The sequence below is a fragment of the Streptomyces nitrosporeus genome, from assembly GCF_008704555.1.
Lineage (GTDB): Bacteria > Actinomycetota > Actinomycetes > Streptomycetales > Streptomycetaceae > Streptomyces > Streptomyces nitrosporeus.
The window spans coordinates 4632904-4649574 of record NZ_CP023702.1 but is presented as its reverse complement, the minus strand read 5'-3'; the positions used below and the strand labels follow the sequence as shown (position 1 = coordinate 4649574).

General features: G+C 71.1%; 11 protein-coding genes and 1 tRNA gene. 4 read left to right on the top strand and 8 right to left on the bottom strand.

Annotated features, from left to right (window positions below):
- Positions 1–28: 28 nt before the first annotated feature.
- Positions 29–682: a TetR family transcriptional regulator gene (locus CP967_RS20625; RefSeq protein ID WP_150489388.1), complete on the bottom strand. Its 654-nt coding sequence runs from the start codon at positions 680–682 to the stop codon at positions 29–31.
- Between the two features lie 228 nt (positions 683–910).
- Here CP967_RS20625 and CP967_RS20620 point away from each other — a divergent pair, with 228 nt between their 5' ends.
- On the top strand, positions 911–3133 hold the full coding sequence (locus tag CP967_RS20620; RefSeq protein WP_229888390.1) for an ABC transporter permease: 2223 nt from the start codon (positions 911–913) through the stop codon (positions 3131–3133).
- 228 nt (positions 3134–3361) lie between these two features.
- Here the strand turns inward: CP967_RS20620 and CP967_RS20615 are convergent.
- The 7 genes from CP967_RS20615 to CP967_RS20585 form a co-directional block, all read right to left on the bottom strand.
- Positions 3362–3448 (bottom strand) — tRNA-Leu (locus CP967_RS20615).
- A gap of 250 nt (positions 3449–3698) precedes the next feature.
- Positions 3699–6122 carry a glycoside hydrolase family 2 protein gene (locus CP967_RS20610; RefSeq protein WP_150489387.1) on the bottom strand — a complete coding sequence of 808 codons (2424 nt, stop codon included), beginning with the start codon at positions 6120–6122 and terminating at the stop codon, positions 3699–3701.
- Positions 6119–7018 carry an ATP-binding cassette domain-containing protein gene (locus CP967_RS20605; protein ID WP_150489386.1) on the bottom strand — a complete coding sequence of 300 codons (900 nt, stop codon included), beginning with the start codon at positions 7016–7018 and terminating at the stop codon, positions 6119–6121. Before CP967_RS20605 ends, CP967_RS20610 begins: the two co-directional genes overlap by 4 nt.
- On the bottom strand, positions 7018–7962 hold the full coding sequence (locus CP967_RS20600; protein ID WP_150489385.1) for an ABC transporter ATP-binding protein: 945 nt from the start codon (positions 7960–7962) through the stop codon (positions 7018–7020). The genes CP967_RS20605 and CP967_RS20600 overlap by 1 nt, the downstream gene beginning before the upstream one ends.
- A gap of 4 nt (positions 7963–7966) precedes the next feature.
- Complete coding sequence (locus CP967_RS20595) at positions 7967–8893, bottom strand: ABC transporter permease (protein WP_150489384.1); 927 nt, start codon at positions 8891–8893, stop codon at positions 7967–7969.
- Complete coding sequence (locus CP967_RS20590; protein ID WP_150489383.1) at positions 8890–9885, bottom strand: ABC transporter permease; 996 nt, start codon at positions 9883–9885, stop codon at positions 8890–8892. Before CP967_RS20590 ends, CP967_RS20595 begins: the two co-directional genes overlap by 4 nt.
- A gap of 140 nt (positions 9886–10025) precedes the next feature.
- Complete coding sequence (locus CP967_RS20585) at positions 10026–11756, bottom strand: ABC transporter substrate-binding protein (protein ID WP_150489382.1); 1731 nt, start codon at positions 11754–11756, stop codon at positions 10026–10028.
- Between the two features lie 219 nt (positions 11757–11975).
- Between CP967_RS20585 and CP967_RS20580 the strand changes: the two genes are divergently transcribed.
- The 3 genes from CP967_RS20580 (at position 11976) to CP967_RS20570 (ending at position 16532) form a co-directional block, all read left to right on the top strand.
- On the top strand, positions 11976–12995 hold the full coding sequence (locus tag CP967_RS20580; protein WP_150489381.1) for a LacI family DNA-binding transcriptional regulator: 1020 nt from the start codon (positions 11976–11978) through the stop codon (positions 12993–12995).
- A gap of 183 nt (positions 12996–13178) precedes the next feature.
- On the top strand, positions 13179–13946 hold the full coding sequence (locus CP967_RS20575; RefSeq protein WP_150489380.1) for an ABC transporter ATP-binding protein: 768 nt from the start codon (positions 13179–13181) through the stop codon (positions 13944–13946).
- Between the two features lie 57 nt (positions 13947–14003).
- Positions 14004–16532 carry an ABC transporter permease gene (locus tag CP967_RS20570; protein WP_150489379.1) on the top strand — a complete coding sequence of 843 codons (2529 nt, stop codon included), beginning with the start codon at positions 14004–14006 and terminating at the stop codon, positions 16530–16532.
- The last annotated feature ends 139 nt before the right edge of the window (positions 16533–16671 follow it).

The window sequence follows — 16671 nt, the reverse complement described above, 5'->3', positions numbered from 1 at the left end:
TCTCTCCGCCCCGCTCCGGAACACCACGTCAGGCCAGGTACTTCTCGTACCCGTCCTCCGTCGCCGCATCCGGCCGGCGGCTGACCGGTGCCGTCAGCATCCCGGCGATGGCGTCGGAGAGGAAGTCGCCCGCCGAGTGCCAGCCCGGGGCCCGGCCGTCGCGGGCCGCGCGCCCCTCCATGTCCGCGCAGGCCGAAGTGATGATGTGGGACATCAGGGCGGCCCGCCCCCGGACGATCGCGCGCGGCAGGTGGTCCAGCCGTGCGGCCACCGAGCGGACGATGAGCGCCGCGGTGGGCGCGGCGTCCTCCATCCCCCGCATCAGCGCCATGGCGACGGGGTCGTGGAGCGCCTGGCTGATGAACCGTGCCCGCCAGGTGGGCGGGGGCAGCTCGGCCAGGGCGTCGGTCGCGGGCACCACAAGGGCGCGTACGTCCTCCAGGAGCGAGCCGGAGTGCTCGAACATCACCCGGCGCGGTTCCTCCAGGGACGAGAGGTGGCGCGTGAGCAGCGCACTCAGCAGCCCTTCGCGCCCCCCGAAGTAGTAGCCCACGGCCGAGTGGTTGGTGTTTCCGGCGGCCTCGGCGACCTTGCGGTCCGAGACCTGGGAGATGCCCGACTGGACGAAGAGGCGTTCGGCGGCGTCGAGCAGCGCCGTGCGCGCCGCGTCTGATCTGGCCATCGGGGGTCGTCGCCTCCTGGCGGTGATGCGTGGCGGGAGCGCCAAAGTAGCGCACGGACGCATGAGTAAGTCACATGACTTATATTGGAAGTCATTCGTAAGTCATGCGGCTTATTTCTGGGCCCCGGCGGCCGAGGATCCCTCCCGTCGCCGGCCGCTGTGGACCGTTCGGGTCCGGCCCCGGCCGCCGCGGACGCCCTGCCGAGATCCACCTAGGAGCACGATTCCGTGGAGTCATCCACCACCGCCCCGCCCACCGACGGCCCCGGCGGCCCTCCGGCCGGCGCCCCCGCGCCGGGCGGGGAGAACCGGAAGGCCCGGATCGCCCGGTACGTCGCCCTCTTCGCCATGCCGTTCCTGATGGTGACGATGATGTACGCGAGCTACGTCGGGACCATGCACGCGCCCGCCCCCAAGGACACACCGGTGGCCGTCGTGGGCTCGGGACAGACGGCGCGGGCGGTCGTCTCGGCGCTGGACGCCCTGCCCGGCGGCCCGGTCGAGGCCCGGCTGGTCGCCACCACCGGTGAGGCCCTCGGTCTGATCGAGGACCGCGAGATCGCGGGCGCGCTGGAGATACCCGCGGGTGGCGAGGGCGAGGCCGTGATCCACACGGCCTCGGCGGCCGGGGCCTCCCAGGCGAGCACGGTGCAGCAGCTCCTGGCACCGGTGGCCGCCGAGCACCAGTGGCAGATCACGACCCGGGAAGCCGCCCCGCTCCCCGACGGCGACATGTCGGGCACCGCGGTCCTCTTCGCCGGCATGGGCATGATGCTGGCCGGCTACGTGCCGCTGAGCATCCTGACGATGTCGATGCCGTTCCTGCTGACCCTGCGCCGCTTCGTGCCGCTCCTGATCGGCTGGGCCGCGGTGACCAGCACGATCATCTGGACCATCCTCGGCCCGGTCGTGGGCGCGGTGGACGGCCACTACCCGCAGTTCCTCGGCGTGGGCATGCTGACCATCGGCGCGGTCGGCATGACGCAGCTGCTGTTCACCAAGCTGGTCGGGCCGCTGGCCGTCCTCTTCGGCATGCTGCTGTGGGTCTGCTTCGGCATGCCGGCCTCCAACCTGGCACTGCCCATCCACACCATGCCGGGCTTCTTCCAGTGGCTGCACGGGATACTCCCGCTCCCGGCCGCGGGCGAGTCGCTGCGCGCGCTCCTCTACTTCGACGGCCGCGGCGCCGGCGGGTACCTGCTGACCCTGGGCGTCTGGCTCGTCGCGGCCTTCGCCCTCTCCCTGCTGAAGGAGCGCCGCTCCGGTCACCTGATCCCGGCCGCTCCCCCGGTCACCGACATCAGCACCCCGCTGCCCGCACTCGCGGGAGGCCCGGTGCGGTCCAAGGGAACCCGCTACCTCGCCGCGATCGCCTTCCCGCTCTGCATCCTGGTGGCCGTCGTCGGCACCATGAGCGCCTCGATGCACAAGCCGCAGGTCCACGACATGCCCGTGGTCGTGGTGGCCGCCTCCGCCCAGCAGGCCGAGCAGGTGGCCGGCGGCCTGGAGCCGAAGCTGGGCGCCATGCTGGACATCCGTACCGGGACGTCGGCCGAGGCGGCCAAGGACTGGATCATGGAGCAGGACGTCGTCGGCGCGTACGTGCTGCCGTCCGCCCCGGGCGGCCCGGCGACGCTCTACACCTCCTCGGCCGCCGGGTCCAGCCAGCAGACGACGCTGCGGGCGGTGTTCCAGCAGGTCGCCGCAGGACAGCAGACGCCCCTGGAACTGACCGACGTCAAGCCGCTCACCGATGACGACACCATGGGCAGCAACAGCATGTACGTCGCCATGTCCTGGATCATGGCCGGCTTCCTCATCATGTCGGTGCTGCGCGGCGGTGCCCCCGAGCTGAGGCGGACCCGCCAGTTCCTGCCGAAGCTGGCCGGCTGGGCGGTCGGCATGTCCCTGTGGCTGTGGTTCCTCTTCGACGTCCTGATCGGCGCGGTCGACGGCCACGCCCTGGAGCTGATCGGCCTCGGCGCGGTCACCGTCTTCAGCGTCTCGCTGGCCACCGGCGTCCTCACCCGTACGCTCGGACTCTTCGCGGTCATTCCGGCGATGGCGGTACTGCTGCTGGCCGGCGTACCCGCCTCCGGCGGCGGCCTGTCCGTCTACATGGTCCCGGACGTCTTCCGCACCCTCCAGGACGTCCTGCCGCTGCCGGCGGCCGTGGACGCCGTCCGCACCCTGGTCTACTTCGACGGCCACGGCCTCGGCCGCGACCTCCTGACGATCGCGCTCTGGGGCGCGGCGGGCCTGGTGCTCCACTTCGTGGTGGACCTGTGGCTGGCGCACCGGGAGAAGAAGACCGGCACCCCCCTGCCGCCCGGCTCCGGCACCTCCGGCACCTCGGACACCGGGAAGGCCGCCACCGGACAGCGCTCCCCGGAGAAGTCCGCTCCCGCCCCCGGCCCGGCCCTCGAAACGGCGCCCGCCCCGACGGCCTGACCCCGCGCCGGACACGGCACCGCACCGGGCACGTCCGGCCCCCGCGAACCCGGGGGCCGGACGCCTCGCCACCGGCCGGGCCGGGAGCCCGGACATCCCCTGCTCCCGCACGTACGGCCGTTCACTTACGGTGATAATCCCGAAGGACTCGCGTTCGGGTGAACCAGTGGTGTAAGAAGTTGACAGCTGAATCATCGGGCGGCCCCCCGGACCCACCCGCCGAGCAGGTGGTGCCCGGAGCCGGATTTGAACCGGCACGCCCCCGAGGAGGCAGCGAGGTTTAAGCTCGCCGTGTCTGCATTCCACCACCCGGGCATGGGCGCGCGGTTTTGCTGTTCGGCACATGACCCTATCCGGGGAGTTCCCCCGAACAGCTGAACACGTGCTCGATGTTGTCTTATTTTATTGACCGTTTGATGGGTCGTCAGACGTCGCGCACCGCATCACCACATGCTCGGGCGGTCGGCCGGTCACGTACTCCGCCGTACGGGATTGACGGAAAGTCGCCGCACCCGTACGGCCGATTCGCCAGGGCCTGGCCACCGTTCGCCAGGCCCACGCCACCTCAGCGTCCGACGGTGTCGTTGACGCACCGCAGGACCGGCGCGGTTCCCAGTGCCTCCGGGTCCTTCAGCACGGCCCCCCTGACGTGGAAGACATGGCTCTCGCCGGGCAGCAGGGTGATGAGCATGTCGTCCACCTCGGCCGCCGGATCCAGCCGGTCGGGGAAGAGAGCGAGGTCCCGCAGCAGGGTGTGCGCGGTGATCTCCACCCGGTAAACGGTGTCCGTTCCGTCACTGTGGGTGAGGGGCGTGACCTCCGCGTCGTAGCGGGCCGGGGGCAGCGCGAGGCGGGTGTCCTCCTCGTAGAACTCCACCGTGCGCAGCTCCCCGAGCCGGGCCACCAGCACCTCGCGGGCGGCGTCCCCCGGGGTGGCGAGCGCCGCGGGGAGGGGGACCCGGCTCACGTCGCGGGGTGCGGTGGACACCTCGGTCTCCGTCTCGGCGAGCAGGGTGCCGTCCAGCCCGTACCGGGCGAGGACGAGGGTGCCCCGCCAGGCCCGGGAGGAGTCGTTGACGAGGTGCAGGGCGCCGTCGCGCAGGGCCATCAGCCGGTCCGCGTAGACCTGGCGCAGGGCGTACCAGAGCGGCTTGCGGCGGCCGTCGCCGTCCACCGCCGACCAGGACACCACCGGCCAGCAGTCGTTGAGCTGCCAGACGATCGCGCCCATGCAGTACGGCGTGTGCGAGCGGAAGTGGCGGATGCCGAAGGCGACGGCGCGGGCCTGGTTGAGCTGGGTGAGCCAGTGCCAGTCGTCGAAGCCGGCCGGCTGCGGGAGGTGGTCGCCGAGGCCGCGCAGCAGCTTCGCGTCGCCGTCCTCCGCCTTCTGGTGGTGGGCGATCAGCGGGGCGCCCAGGCCCAGCGGTCCGCTCACCGCGCGGCGCAGGGTGGCGTACGCGGGCGGGCCCTGGAAGCCGAACTCGGCGACGAAGCGGTGGGCGGTGTCGGCGTAGTGGCGGTAGTCCACCCGGTTCCAGACCTCCCAGAGGTGGACCGTGCCCGAGGCGGGGTCCTGCGGGGGGAGGTCCGGGGAGCCGGAGTAGGGGGAGCCCGGCCAGTAGGGGCGGGTGGGGTCGGTCTCGGCGCAGATCGCGGGCAGCAGGCCGTGGTAGTAGCCGTACCCCCAGGTGCGGCCTTCCAGCTTCTCCTGCCAGCCCCAGTCGGCGTGCCCCTCCAGGTTCTCGTTGTTGCCGCACCACAGCACCAGCGACGGGTGGGGGGCGAGGCGGACGAGGTTCTCGCGGGCCTCGGCGGCCACCTCGTCGTACAGCGGCTGCTCCTCCGGGTAGGCGGCGCAGGCGAAGGGGAAGTCCTGCCAGACCAGCAGGCCCTTCTCGTCGCAGAGTTCGTAGAAGTCGTCGCTCTCGTAGAGGCCGCCGCCCCAGACCCGGATCAGGTTGACGTTCGCCGCGAGGGCCTGGTCCAGCCGCTCGGACACGCGCTGCCGGGTGAGGCGGGAGGGGAAGCAGTCGTCGGGGATCCAGTTCATCCCGCGTACGAAGACCGGCTCGCCGTTGACCGAGATCCGGAAGGCCTCACGCTCCAGGGCGACGCCCCTGAAGCCGGTCCGGAAGGTCCGGACCTCGTCCTCGCCCAGCCGGACGACGACGTCGTACAGCGGCTGGGCACCGTGGCTGTGCGGCCACCAGACCTCGGCGCCGGGGACGGAGAGGGTGACCGTGGCGCGGTCCTCGCCCGCCGGGAGGAGGAAGGCGGCGGACGCGCCCGCGCCCACCACCGAGACCGAGGCCGCCAGCTCGCCGCCCCCGGCGCGGTCGGCGTCCAGGGTGAGGGTGAGGCGCGGCACCCCGTCGTCGTCGAGGTCGGCGAGCACCTTGGCCCCGGCGATGCGCGGGCCGCTCCAGGACTCCAGGGCGACCGGGCGCCAGATGCCGGAGGTGACCAGGGTCGGGCCCCAGTCCCAGCCGAAGTTGCAGGCCATCTTGCGGATGAAGGCGTACGGCTCGGTGTAGGCGCCGGGGCGGTCGCCCAGCTTCTCGCGCAGGGCCTCGGCATAGGTGTACGGGGCGGTGAAGCGCACCGCCAGGGTGTTCTCGCCCTCGCGGAGCAGCGGGCGGACCGGGAAGCGGTAGCTCCGGTGCTGGTTGGCGGTGGAACCGAGTTCGGTGCCGTTGAGCAGGACGGTCGCGACGGTGTCGAGGCCGTCGAAACACAGATCGGTGAACTCGTGTGCGTCGGCCGCCCATTCGAAGGTGGTGCGGTACGTCCAGTCGGTGCGGCCGATCCAGCCGAGACGGGTCTCGTTGTCGTCGAGGTAGGGGTCGTCGATCAGCCCCGCGGCCAGCAGGTCGGTGTGGACCGTGCCGGGTACGGCCGCCGGGACGCCGCCTGTGGGGAGCCCGACGGGCACGGGGCCGTCCGCGGTGAGCGTCCAGCCGTCGTGCAGGGGCAGGTGGCGCAGGGTCACGCGAGGTTCCTTCCGCAGGCGGGGAGCTGGGCGCAGGCGACGAAGTGCCCGGGTTCCGTCTCGTGGAGGCCGCCGCCGGACGCGGCCCGGCCGGCGTCGTGGTAGGCACAGCTCTCCACCGGTTCGGCCGGGGTCCAGGGCTGGTTGAGCCGGGGCACGGCGGCCAGCAGGGTCCGGGTGTAGGGGTGCGCCGGGTTCGCGAACAGCTTGGTCGTGTCGCCGTGCTCGACGACCCGGCCGTTGCGCAGTACCACCGTCTTCTCGGCGAGGTAGGTGCCCAGCGACAGGTCGTGGGTGATGTAGAGGACCCCCAGGCCGCGCTCCTTCAGGCCGGCGAGCAGGTTCAGCACGTCGATGCGGGTGGAGGCGTCGAGCATGCTGGTGATCTCGTCGGCGACCAGGAAACGCAGGTCGAGCAGGAGGGCGCGGGCGATCAGCAGGCGCTGGAGCTGGCCCCCGCTGAGCTGGTGCGGGTAGCGGCCCAGTACCTGGCCGGGGTCCAGGCGTACGTCGCGTACGGCCTTCTCGACACGGTCGGCCCACTCCTTGTCGCCGACGCCCGGGTGGTAGGCGCGGCGGACCAGGGCGAAGACGCGGTCGGCCTTGAAGACGGGGTTGTAGCAGCTGAAGGGGTCCTGGAAGACGCCCTGCACCCGGCGGTAGAAGTCCTTGCCCGGCCTGACCTGCTCGCCGTCCAGGGTGAGGCTGCCGGAGGTGACCTCGGTGAGGCCCAGGACCATGCGGCCGATGGTGGACTTCCCGCTGCCGCTCTCCCCGATGAGGGAGACCAGCTCACCGGGCGCGGCCGAGAAGGACACCCGGTCGACGGCGGTGACGGAACCGCCGCCGAAGGCGCCGGCCCGGAAGGTCTTGGTGACGCGGTCGAGGGTGAGCATCAGGCCGCCTTCCAGCATGCGACGGTGTGGCGGGGGGCGATCTCGACGGCGGGCGGCTCCTCGGCGCACCGCTCGTCCGCGAGGGGGCAGCGGTCACGGAAGCGGCAGCCGGCGGGCGGGTTCAGCAAGGAGGGCGGGGCGCCCTCGATGCCGCTGAGCGGCTTGTCCTTGTAGCGGGCGCCGACCTGGGGCAGCGAGCCGATCAGCATCTTGGTGTACGGGTGGCGGGGCTTGGTCGTCAGTTCCCTCGTGGGGGCCTTCTCGGCCAGCTTGCCCGCGTACATCACCATGATCGAGTCGGCGATGTGCGAGGTCAGGCCGAGGTCGTGGGTCACGAAGATCATGCTGTTGACCAGGCCCTTGTCGCGGAGCCCGGTCAGGGCGCCGACGACGGCCTGCTGGTTGGAGACGTCCAGTGCCGAGGTCACCTCGTCGGCGACGAGGACGGCCGGGTCCAGCAGTGTGGAGATCACCATGACGGTGCGCTGCTTCATCCCGCCGGACAGCTCGATCGGGAAGCGCTCCAGGACGTCGGGGTCCAGGCCGACCAGGGCGAGTCTGCGGTGCAGTTCGGCCGTGTCGACGCTGACGCCCCGGGAGGCGAGGAGTTCGCGGATCATGCGGCCGATACGCCGGGTGGGGTTGAGGGCGCTCATCGAGTACTGCGGGACGAGCGAGATCTTGTGGAAGCGGTAGGCGTTCATCGCGCGGTCGTCGGACAGCGGCAGCTCCTCGCCGTCCAGGGTGACGGTGCCGCCCGCGTGCCGCATCCGGCCGTCCAGCCGGATCAGGGACTTGCCGAGGGTGGTCTTGCCGCAGCCGGACTCGCCCGCCAGGCCCAGGATCTCGCCGTCCGCCAGGGAGAAGCTGACGCCGTCCAGCGCCCGGACCTCGCCCCGCAGCGTGCGGTAGTGGACCCGCAGGTCGTCGACGGTCAGGGTCATGGGTTCAGGACTCCCTCAGCTTCGGGTTGAAGACCTCGTCGAGGCCGACGTTGGCGATGTACAGCGCGCCGACGATCGCGGTGATCCCGGCGCCCGGCGGGATGAACCACCACCACATGCCGAGTTGGAGCGCGCTCCACTGCTGGGCGCTCTGCAGCATCAGCCCGAGCGAGACGCCCTCGGTGGGCCCGAGCCCGATGAAGTCCAGCGAGGAGGCGATCAGGATGGCCCCGCCGAAGAGCAGGATGAACATCATGAAGAGGTAGGAGCTCATGTTGGGCGCGATCTCGCGGAACACGATCCGCCAGGTGCCGCTGCCGCTGAGCCGCGCCAGGTCCACGAACTCCCGGGTGCGCAGCGAGAAGGTCTGCGCCCGGATCGCCCGTGCCGCCCACGGCCACGAGGTGAGACCGATGAACAGGCCCTGCACGGCGACGCTGCGCACCCCCATGTACGCGTTGATGATCAGCAGGACCGCCAGGGTGGGGATCACCAGGACGACGTTGGTGAGCATGCTGAGGACCTCGTCCAGGACACCGCCCCGGTAGCCGGCGAGGAAGCCGACCAGCATGGCGATGACGGCGGCTATCGCACCGCCGACGACCCCGACGAGGAAGGTCGAGCGCAGCCCGTGCACGAACTGCGCGTACACGTCCTGACCGAAGGTGGTGGTGCCCATCCAGTACGTGCCGTCGGGGGCGGACGCCTGGGGGCCGACGTACTCGTTGGGGTTGCCGTTGTCGAGCAGCGGCGGGCCGAGGAGGCCGATCGCGAGCAGGACGACGACGAGGGAGAAGCCGATGATCAGCTTCGGGTTGCGGACCGCGTAGTGCAGCCACTCGCTGCCGGGCTTCGCCGGTGCGGCGCCGGGGGCCGAGGGCGCGGCGGGGGCGGCGGCCGTCTCGGGCGCCGGGTCGGGCCGTGTGCTCATGACGTGCCTCCTGCCATGCCCGTACGGGTGCGGGGGTCGACGACGACGTACACCAGGTCGATGAGGAAGTTGGCGATGAGTACGCCGATGACGATGAACAGGAACGCGCCCTGGAGCAGGAAGAAGTCCTGGTTCTGGATCGAGGCCAGGATCAGCGAGCCGAGCCCCGGGTAGGCGAAGACGATCTCGGTGACCAGGGCGCCGGCGACCAGGACGCCCAGTTGCAGCGCCAGACCGGTGACCTGGGGCAGGACCGCGTTGCGGAAGGCGTAGCGGCGGATGAGCCGCTGGGGCGCGCCGAGGGCCGAGAGGTACGAGGAGTAGTCGGACTCCAGCTCGTAGATGATCATGTTGCGCATTCCGATCGCCCAGCCGCCGAGCGCGACCAGGAAGAGGGAGAGGAACGGCAGCACCCAGTGGCTCAGCGCGTCCAGGGCGAAGTCCGCGGTCCAGCCCGGCTGGATGTCCAGGCTGTAGCCGCCCGACAGGGGGAACCAGCCGGCCTTCCCGCCGAGCCCCCAGGCGAGGATCACCGCGATCCACATGTAGGGCATGGCGGTCAGCAGGTAGCCGACCGGCAGGACGGTGTTGTCGAGCACCTTGCGGCGGGCGGAGAGCGCGCCGATCCAGTTGCCGACGAACCAGCTGAGCAGCACGGAGGGGATCATCAGCCCCAGGGTGTAGGGCAGGGCGTCGAGGAGGACGTCGCCGACCGGGGTGGGGAAGACCCAGATGGAGATCCCGAAGTCGCCCTGGAGGAGGGCGCCCCAGAAGTGCAGGTACTGCTGCCACAGGGGCTCGTCGAAGCCGAACAGGTTGTTGTAGTAGGAGCGCATGGCCTCGGCGGCCTCGGGCTGCGAGACCCGGGCGCGGGCCACCATGGCCGCCACCGGGTCGCCGGGCATGAAGCGCGGGATCATCCAGTTGACGGTGACGGCGACGACGAAGGTCAGTGCGTAGACGAGAAGTTTGCGGGCGAAGTAGCGGCGCAAGAGGGGGCTCCCGGTTCTGAGCCCCGCCGCGTGCGCACCGGTCAGGTCGGCGCGGACGCGGCGGGGCGGTCATGGGGCGGCTGGGGCGTGCGGGCGGTCCGCGGCCGGGGCGGTCCCGCCCGGCGGCCCCTGCCGCCGCGTCACTTGGCGGGCTTGATCTGGGTGAGCGTCTCGAAGCCGCCCAGCTCCAGCCAGTTGCGCCACAGGGCCGGTGCCGTCTTCGGGGCGCCCTCGGCGTCCGACGGCCAGTTCGTCCAGGTACCGGTGGTGGACTGCGACCAGAGGCCGTTGTACCAGAGCGGGATGATGGGCATCTCGGTCAGCTGGATGTCCTGGATCTCGGAGATCGTGCTCTTCATGCCCGCGGTGTCGTCGGTCCTGACCCCGCCCAGCTCCTGGACCAGCTTCCAGGCCTTCTCGTTCTCGTAGCGGCCGAAGTTGACCGTGTTCTGCTGCTCCTGGACCGGCATCTTGAACATGTACTCGTAGTACGTCCAGGGGGTGTTGGACAGCTGGCGCTCGTTGTTGATGACGAGGTCGAAGTCGCCCTTGCCGCGCTGCTCGGTGAGCGCGTTCTGGTCGGGGAACTCCGTGGTGATCTTGATGCCCGCGTCCTTGGCCCCGGAGGCGATGACCTTGGCCGCCTCCATCCAGTCGGTCCAGCCGGAGGGCACCGCCAGCTTCAGGGAGAGCGGCTTGCCGTCCTTGTTCTCGACGAAGCCGTCGCCGTCCGTGTCCTTGTAGCCGGCGTCCGCGAGCTCCTTCTTCGCGGCTGCGGCGTCGTGCTCGAAGCCCTTCTCCGCGATCAGCGCCTTGTCGTCGAACTGCTCCCACTGCGGGAGCAGTCCGGTCGGGGAGGCGGGCTTGACCAGCTCGCCGTAGACGCCCTTGACGATCTTCCCGGTGTCGACCGAGGCCGCCAGCGCCCGGCGGAAGGCCGCGTCGTCCATCGGCTTCTTGGTGGTGTTGGGCACCAGCCAGGCGGTGTTGGCGGAGAGCATGTACGGCGCGTCGTCGTAGTACGACACGACCTTCTTGCTCTTCACCAGGGAGGAGGCCCCCGGCAGGAAGTTGTTGCTGAGGTCCAGCTGGCCCTGGCCGAGCTGGCCGATGACCACCTCGTTGCTCGGGTTGGAGACGTCGACGATGTAACGCGGGGCCGGCGTCATGGAGAGGGCCTTCGTGCCCCACCAGTCGTCGCGCCGCTCCCAGACCACCCGGTCCTGGCTCTTGCTCTTGAGCTTGTACGCCCCGGTGCCGACCGGCTTGTCGTTGACGCCGTTGAGGATCTCCTCCTCGGTGCGCGAGCTCCAGATGTGCTCCGGGACGACCGGCCGGCCGTAGAGGGTGTAGTCCCACTCCTGGTAGCGGGCCTCCTTGAAGGTGAAGCGGACGGTCGTCCCGTCCACCGCCTTCGCGTCGGCCAGCCAGCTCCACAGGGAGTTGAAGGAGGACGCCTCGATCTTGCCCAGCCCGTAGGAGTACGCGACGTCCTTCGCGGTCAGCGGCTTGCCGTCGGCCCAGGTGATGCCGGAGCGCAGCTTGACGTCGTAGGTCTTGTCGTCGGTCCAGGTGCCCGACTCGGCGAGCCAGGGCTTCAGCTTGCCCTCGTTCGGGTCGAAGTGGAACAGGGTCTCGTAGACCAGGCCCTTGGTGCCGGTGGCGTGGTCCCAGTCGCGCAGCGGGTTGTAGTTGGCCGGCGGGCCCCACTGGGTGCCGGTGGTGTACAGCGTCTCGTTGCGCGGGAGCGAGCCCCCCTTGCTCCCCGGCCCGGCGGTCGTACCCGACGTTCCGCCCCCCGTGCACGCGGTCGCGGCGAAAGTGAACACGGCGAGCGCGGCGGTGATCCGCACACGGGCGTGGGTCCCCATGGCCCCTCCTTTTCCCCCGCCGTCCCTGCGAGCGGAGTTACTGAACCGGGTAAGTGCCGGAAAGGTATGTGCGGCCCAAGACGGTGTCAAGAGAGCGGGAGCGCTCCCACATGACTTTTCCCGCAGATCTCCGAGAGGTCTGGACCTGTATCCGAAGACGCAGGTCAGAGGGTGTGGTTAGGATGCGCTTCAGATCACGAACCGGTTAAGCGAGGTCGCATGCCCAAACACCGCCCCACGATCGCTGACATCGCGCGCCGTGCGGGGGTCTCCAAAGTCGCGGTGTCCTACGCCCTGAACGACCGGCCGGGCGTCTCCCCGGCGACCCGTGCCTCGATCAAGGCCATCGCCCAGGAGATCGGCTGGCGGCCCAACAGCGCGGCCCGCGCCCTCACCCGGGCACGCGCCGACACCGTCGGGCTGGCCCTGTGCCGGCCGGCCCGGATGCTGGGCGTCGAACCGTTCTTCATGGAGCTGATCAGCGGCATCGAGACCGAACTGGCCACCCGCGGCTGCGCCTTGCTGCTCCAGGTCGTCACCGACCCGGAACAGGAACTGGAGATGTACGAGCGGTGGTGGGGCGAGGGCCGGGTCGACGGGGTCTTCCTCGCGGACGTACGCGACCGGGACCCGCGCATCGAGGGGGTCGCCGGGCTGGGCCTGCCGGCCGTGGTCATCGGCCACCCCTCGGCGGCCGGCTCCCTCACCCCGGTGTGGTCGGACGACTCCGCGGCGCTGCGCGACACCCTGACCTACCTCGCCGCGCTCGGCCACCGCCGGATCGCCAGGGTCGCCGGGCTGCCGGAACTGGTCCACACCCGGCTGCGCGACCGCGCCCAGCGGGAGATCAGCGCCGGACTGGGCCTGGAGGAACCGGTGGTCGTCCACACCGACTACTCCGGCGACGAGGGCGCACACGCCACCCGCCGCCTGGTCAGCGCGCCCGCGCGGCCGACCGCCGTCATCTACGACAACGACATCATGGCCGTCGCCGGGCTCTCGGTCGCCCAGGAAATGGGCCTGGACGTGCCCGCCGACCTCTCGCTCGTCGCCTGGGACGACTCCCAGCTGTCCCGGGTCGTACGGCCCGCGCTGACGGCGCTGAGCCGGGACATCCCGGCGTACGGGGCCCACGCGGCACGCACCCTGCTGACGATGGTGGACGAGGGGTCGGCCCCCGGTTTCGAGGACGCGGCGGCCCGGCTGGTCCCCCGCGGATCGACCGCCCCGCCCCGCTGAGGACGGAACCCCTCAGGGTCGGTGTCATACCCGAGGAGTACGCCGCCGCCCCGGTGGTGCGACTCAAGAGGGCCCCGGGAACGGGTACGGGGACTGACGCCCCCGAGGAGAACGGCCGGGACGATGGGAGGGTTCCCCAGCGGCCACGGACCGCCCACGCCTCACCGACCCAGGAGAATCCCTGTGACCACCACCGCCGTCCACCGCACCACCGCGGTCGCCGCCCGCGCCACGGAGCTGTCGAAGGTCTACGGCCAGGGTGAGACCCAGGTCGTCGCCCTGGACCGGGTGTCCGTCGACTTCCCGCAGGGCGAGTTCACCGCGATCATGGGCCCCTCGGGCTCCGGGAAGTCCACGCTGATGCACTGCGTGGCCGGCCTCGACAGCTTCAGCAGCGGCTCGGTGCGCATCGGCGACACGGAACTCGGGACCCTGAAGGACAAGCAGCTCACCCAGCTCCGCCGGGACAAGATCGGCTTCATCTTCCAGGCGTTCAACCTGCTGCCGACCCTGACGGCGCTGGAGAACATCACCCTGCCCATGGACATCGCCGGCCGTAAGCCGGACGCCGCGTGGCTCCAGAAGGTCATCGGCATGGTGGGCCTGGCCGAGCGCCTGAAGCACCGCCCCACCGAGCTCTCCGGCGGCCAGCAGCAGCGCGTCGCCGTGGCCCGCGCCCTGGCCTCCCAGCCGGAGATCATCTTCGGTGACGAGCCGACCGGGAACCTGGACTCCCGCTCCGGCGCCGAGGTGCTCGGCTTCCTGCGCAACTCGGTACGCGAGCTGGGCCAGACCGTGGTGATCGTCACCCACGACCCGGTCGCCGCCTCCTACTCGGACCGGGTGATCTTCCTCGCCGACGGCGCGATCGTCGACGAGATGCCGCGCCCCACCGCCGAGGCGGTGCTGGACCGGATGAAGGCGTTCGACGCGAAGGGCCGTACCAGCTGACCGTCCGGCTGCCGCCCTCCCCCTCCGCCTTCCCCACTCCTCCCTGGAATTGACGACATGTTCCGTACCGCTGTGCGCAACGTCCTCGCGCACAAGGCCAGACTGCTGATGACCGTGCTCGCCGTGATGCTCGGCGTCGCCTTCGTCTCCGGCACCCTGGTCTTCACCGACACCCTCGGCAACGCCTTCCACAACCAGGCCAGGAAGAGCTACGACGACGTCGCCGTGGCCGTCACCACCTGGGCCGAGCGCGGCGACGAGGAGACCGCCGCCGTCGACGAGGCCACCCTGGAGAAGATCCGGGACCTGGACGGGGTCGCCGAGGCCACCGGCCGGGTCTCCGGTTTCGCCGGCGTCGCCGGCCCCGACGGCAAGCTGATCGGCAACGGCTGGTCCAACACCGGCTCCAACTTCACCCCCGGCGAGAACGGTGAGGACCGCCAGTACGACTTCACCGACGGCACCGGCCCGGTGGAGGACGGCCAGATCGCCCTCGACGAGGAGACCGCCCGCAAGGGCGAGTACACCGTCGGCGAGAAGGTGCGGGTCGCCACGACCGGCCCGGTGAAGGAGTACACCCTGGCCGGTGTCTTCACCACCGAGGACGGCGCGGTCAACGCGGGCGGCAGCCTGGTCCTCTTCGACACCGAGGTCGCCCAGCGGCTCTACCTGCGGCCCGGCGAGTTCCGGGACGTCACCGTCGTCGCCGCCCCCGGCGCCTCGGACGAGCGGCTGCTGGCCGCCGTGGAACCGCTGCTGCCGAAGGACGCGGAGGCCAAGACGGGCGCGGCGCTCGCGGCCGAGGAAGCCGACATGACCGAGGCGGGCCTCAAGGGGCTCAACACCATCCTGCTGTCCTTCGCCGGCATCGCGCTGTTCGTCGGCGTCTTCCTGATCGCCAACACCTTCACCATGCTGGTCTCCCAGCGCACCCGGGAACTCGCCCTGATGCGGGCGGTCGGCGCCTCCCGGCGCCAGGTCAAGCGCGCCGTCCTCCTGGAGGCGGGCGTGGTCGGGCTGATCGCCTCGGTGACCGGCCTCCTGCTCGGTCTCGGCCTCGCGATCGGACTGCGTTCGGCGATGGGCGCGTTCGGCGGGAAGATCCCCGCGGGACCGCTGGTCGTCTCCCCCACCGCCGTCGTCTCCGCCTTCGTCGTCGGCATCCTGGTCACCGTGGTCGCCGCCTGGCTGCCGGCCCGGCGCGCGGCGAAGGTCCCGCCGGTGGCGGCGATGAGCAGTGTGCACGCGGTGGCCACCACCAGGTCGCTGGTCCTGCGGAACTCGGTCGGCGGGGTGCTCGCCCTGCTCGGCGCCGCCGTGGTCGTCGCCGGCTCGACCCGGAGCACCGACACCGGCCGCGCGCTCGTCGCCGGGGGCGCCTTCCTCGCGCTGCTCGGTGTCATCGTGCTGATCCCGCTGCTCTCGCGTCCGGTGATCGCGCTGGCGCGCCCGCTGCTGCGGAAGGTCTTCGGGGTCTCCGGCAAGCTGGCCGCGCAGAACGCGGTCCGCAACCCGCGCCGTACCGGGGCCACCGCCTCCGCGCTGGCGATCGGCCTCACCCTGGTCACCGGCATCTCGGTGCTCGGTGTGACCCTGGGCCGGGCCGTGGACAAGATGACCACGGACAACATCCGCGCCGACTACATGGTCTCGATGGCCAGCGGTGAGCCGCTCGACGAGTCCGCCCTCACCGCCCTGTCGAAGGCGGACGGCGTCGCCGCCGTCTCCCCGCAGCAGGCGGTCTGGCTGACCGTCGGGGACGGGGGCGTCTCGGCGTCCGCGGTCACCCCCGGCGACATCGAGAAGGTGTTCGCGCTCACGACGGTCTCCGGCTCGCTGGACTCCCTGGGCGACGGCGCGATCGCCGTCGCCGCCGACACGGCGAAGTCACGGGGCTGGAAGACCGGCGACAGCGTGGCCGTGGAGTTCCAGGACGAGAAGAAGGAGAACCTGAAGGTCGGGGCGCTCTACGAGGGCAACGAGTTCCTCTCCCCCGTGCTGCTCGCCAAGGACGTGGCCGACCGGCACGAGAGCCTCCCCCAGATCGTCGAGGTCTGGCTGGCCATGGACGGCGGCCAGAGCGCGGCCAACGAGCAGGCCATCGTCGACGCCCTGGGTGACAACCCGGCGATGAGCGTCATGGACCGCCAGGGCATCCGGGACATGTTCGGCGGGTTCGTCAACACGGCGATGAACATCATGTACGCGCTGCTGGCGATGGCCCTGGTGATCGCGGTCCTCGGTGTCGTCAACACGCTGGCGATGTCGGTCTTCGAACGTCAGCAGGAGATCGGCATGCTGCGGGCGATCGGGCTCGACCGGCGGCGCGTCAAGCGCATGATCCGGCTGGAGGCCGTGGTCATCTCGCTCTTCGGGGCGGTGATCGGTGTCGGGCTCGGCATGTTCCTCGGCTGGGCGGTCGGCAAGACGGTGTCGTCCTCGGTCCCCGGCTACGCCCTGGTCCTCCCATGGGACCGGATCGCGGTCTTCCTGGTGCTGGCAGGGCTGGTGGGGGTGCTGGCCTCCCTGTGGCCGGCCCGCAGCGGCGCGAAGCTGAACATGCTGACGGCGATCAAGACCGAATAGCGGCGGGCCCGGTACAGGGCCGCGGGTGCCCGGCCGGACCTTCCGGCCGGGCACCCGTGCGCGCGAGGAGCCGGGCACCCGCCTGTACGGGCGCTTCCGCGCGCCTGCCCGTACGGACTCCCGGGCGCCCGCCTGTGGC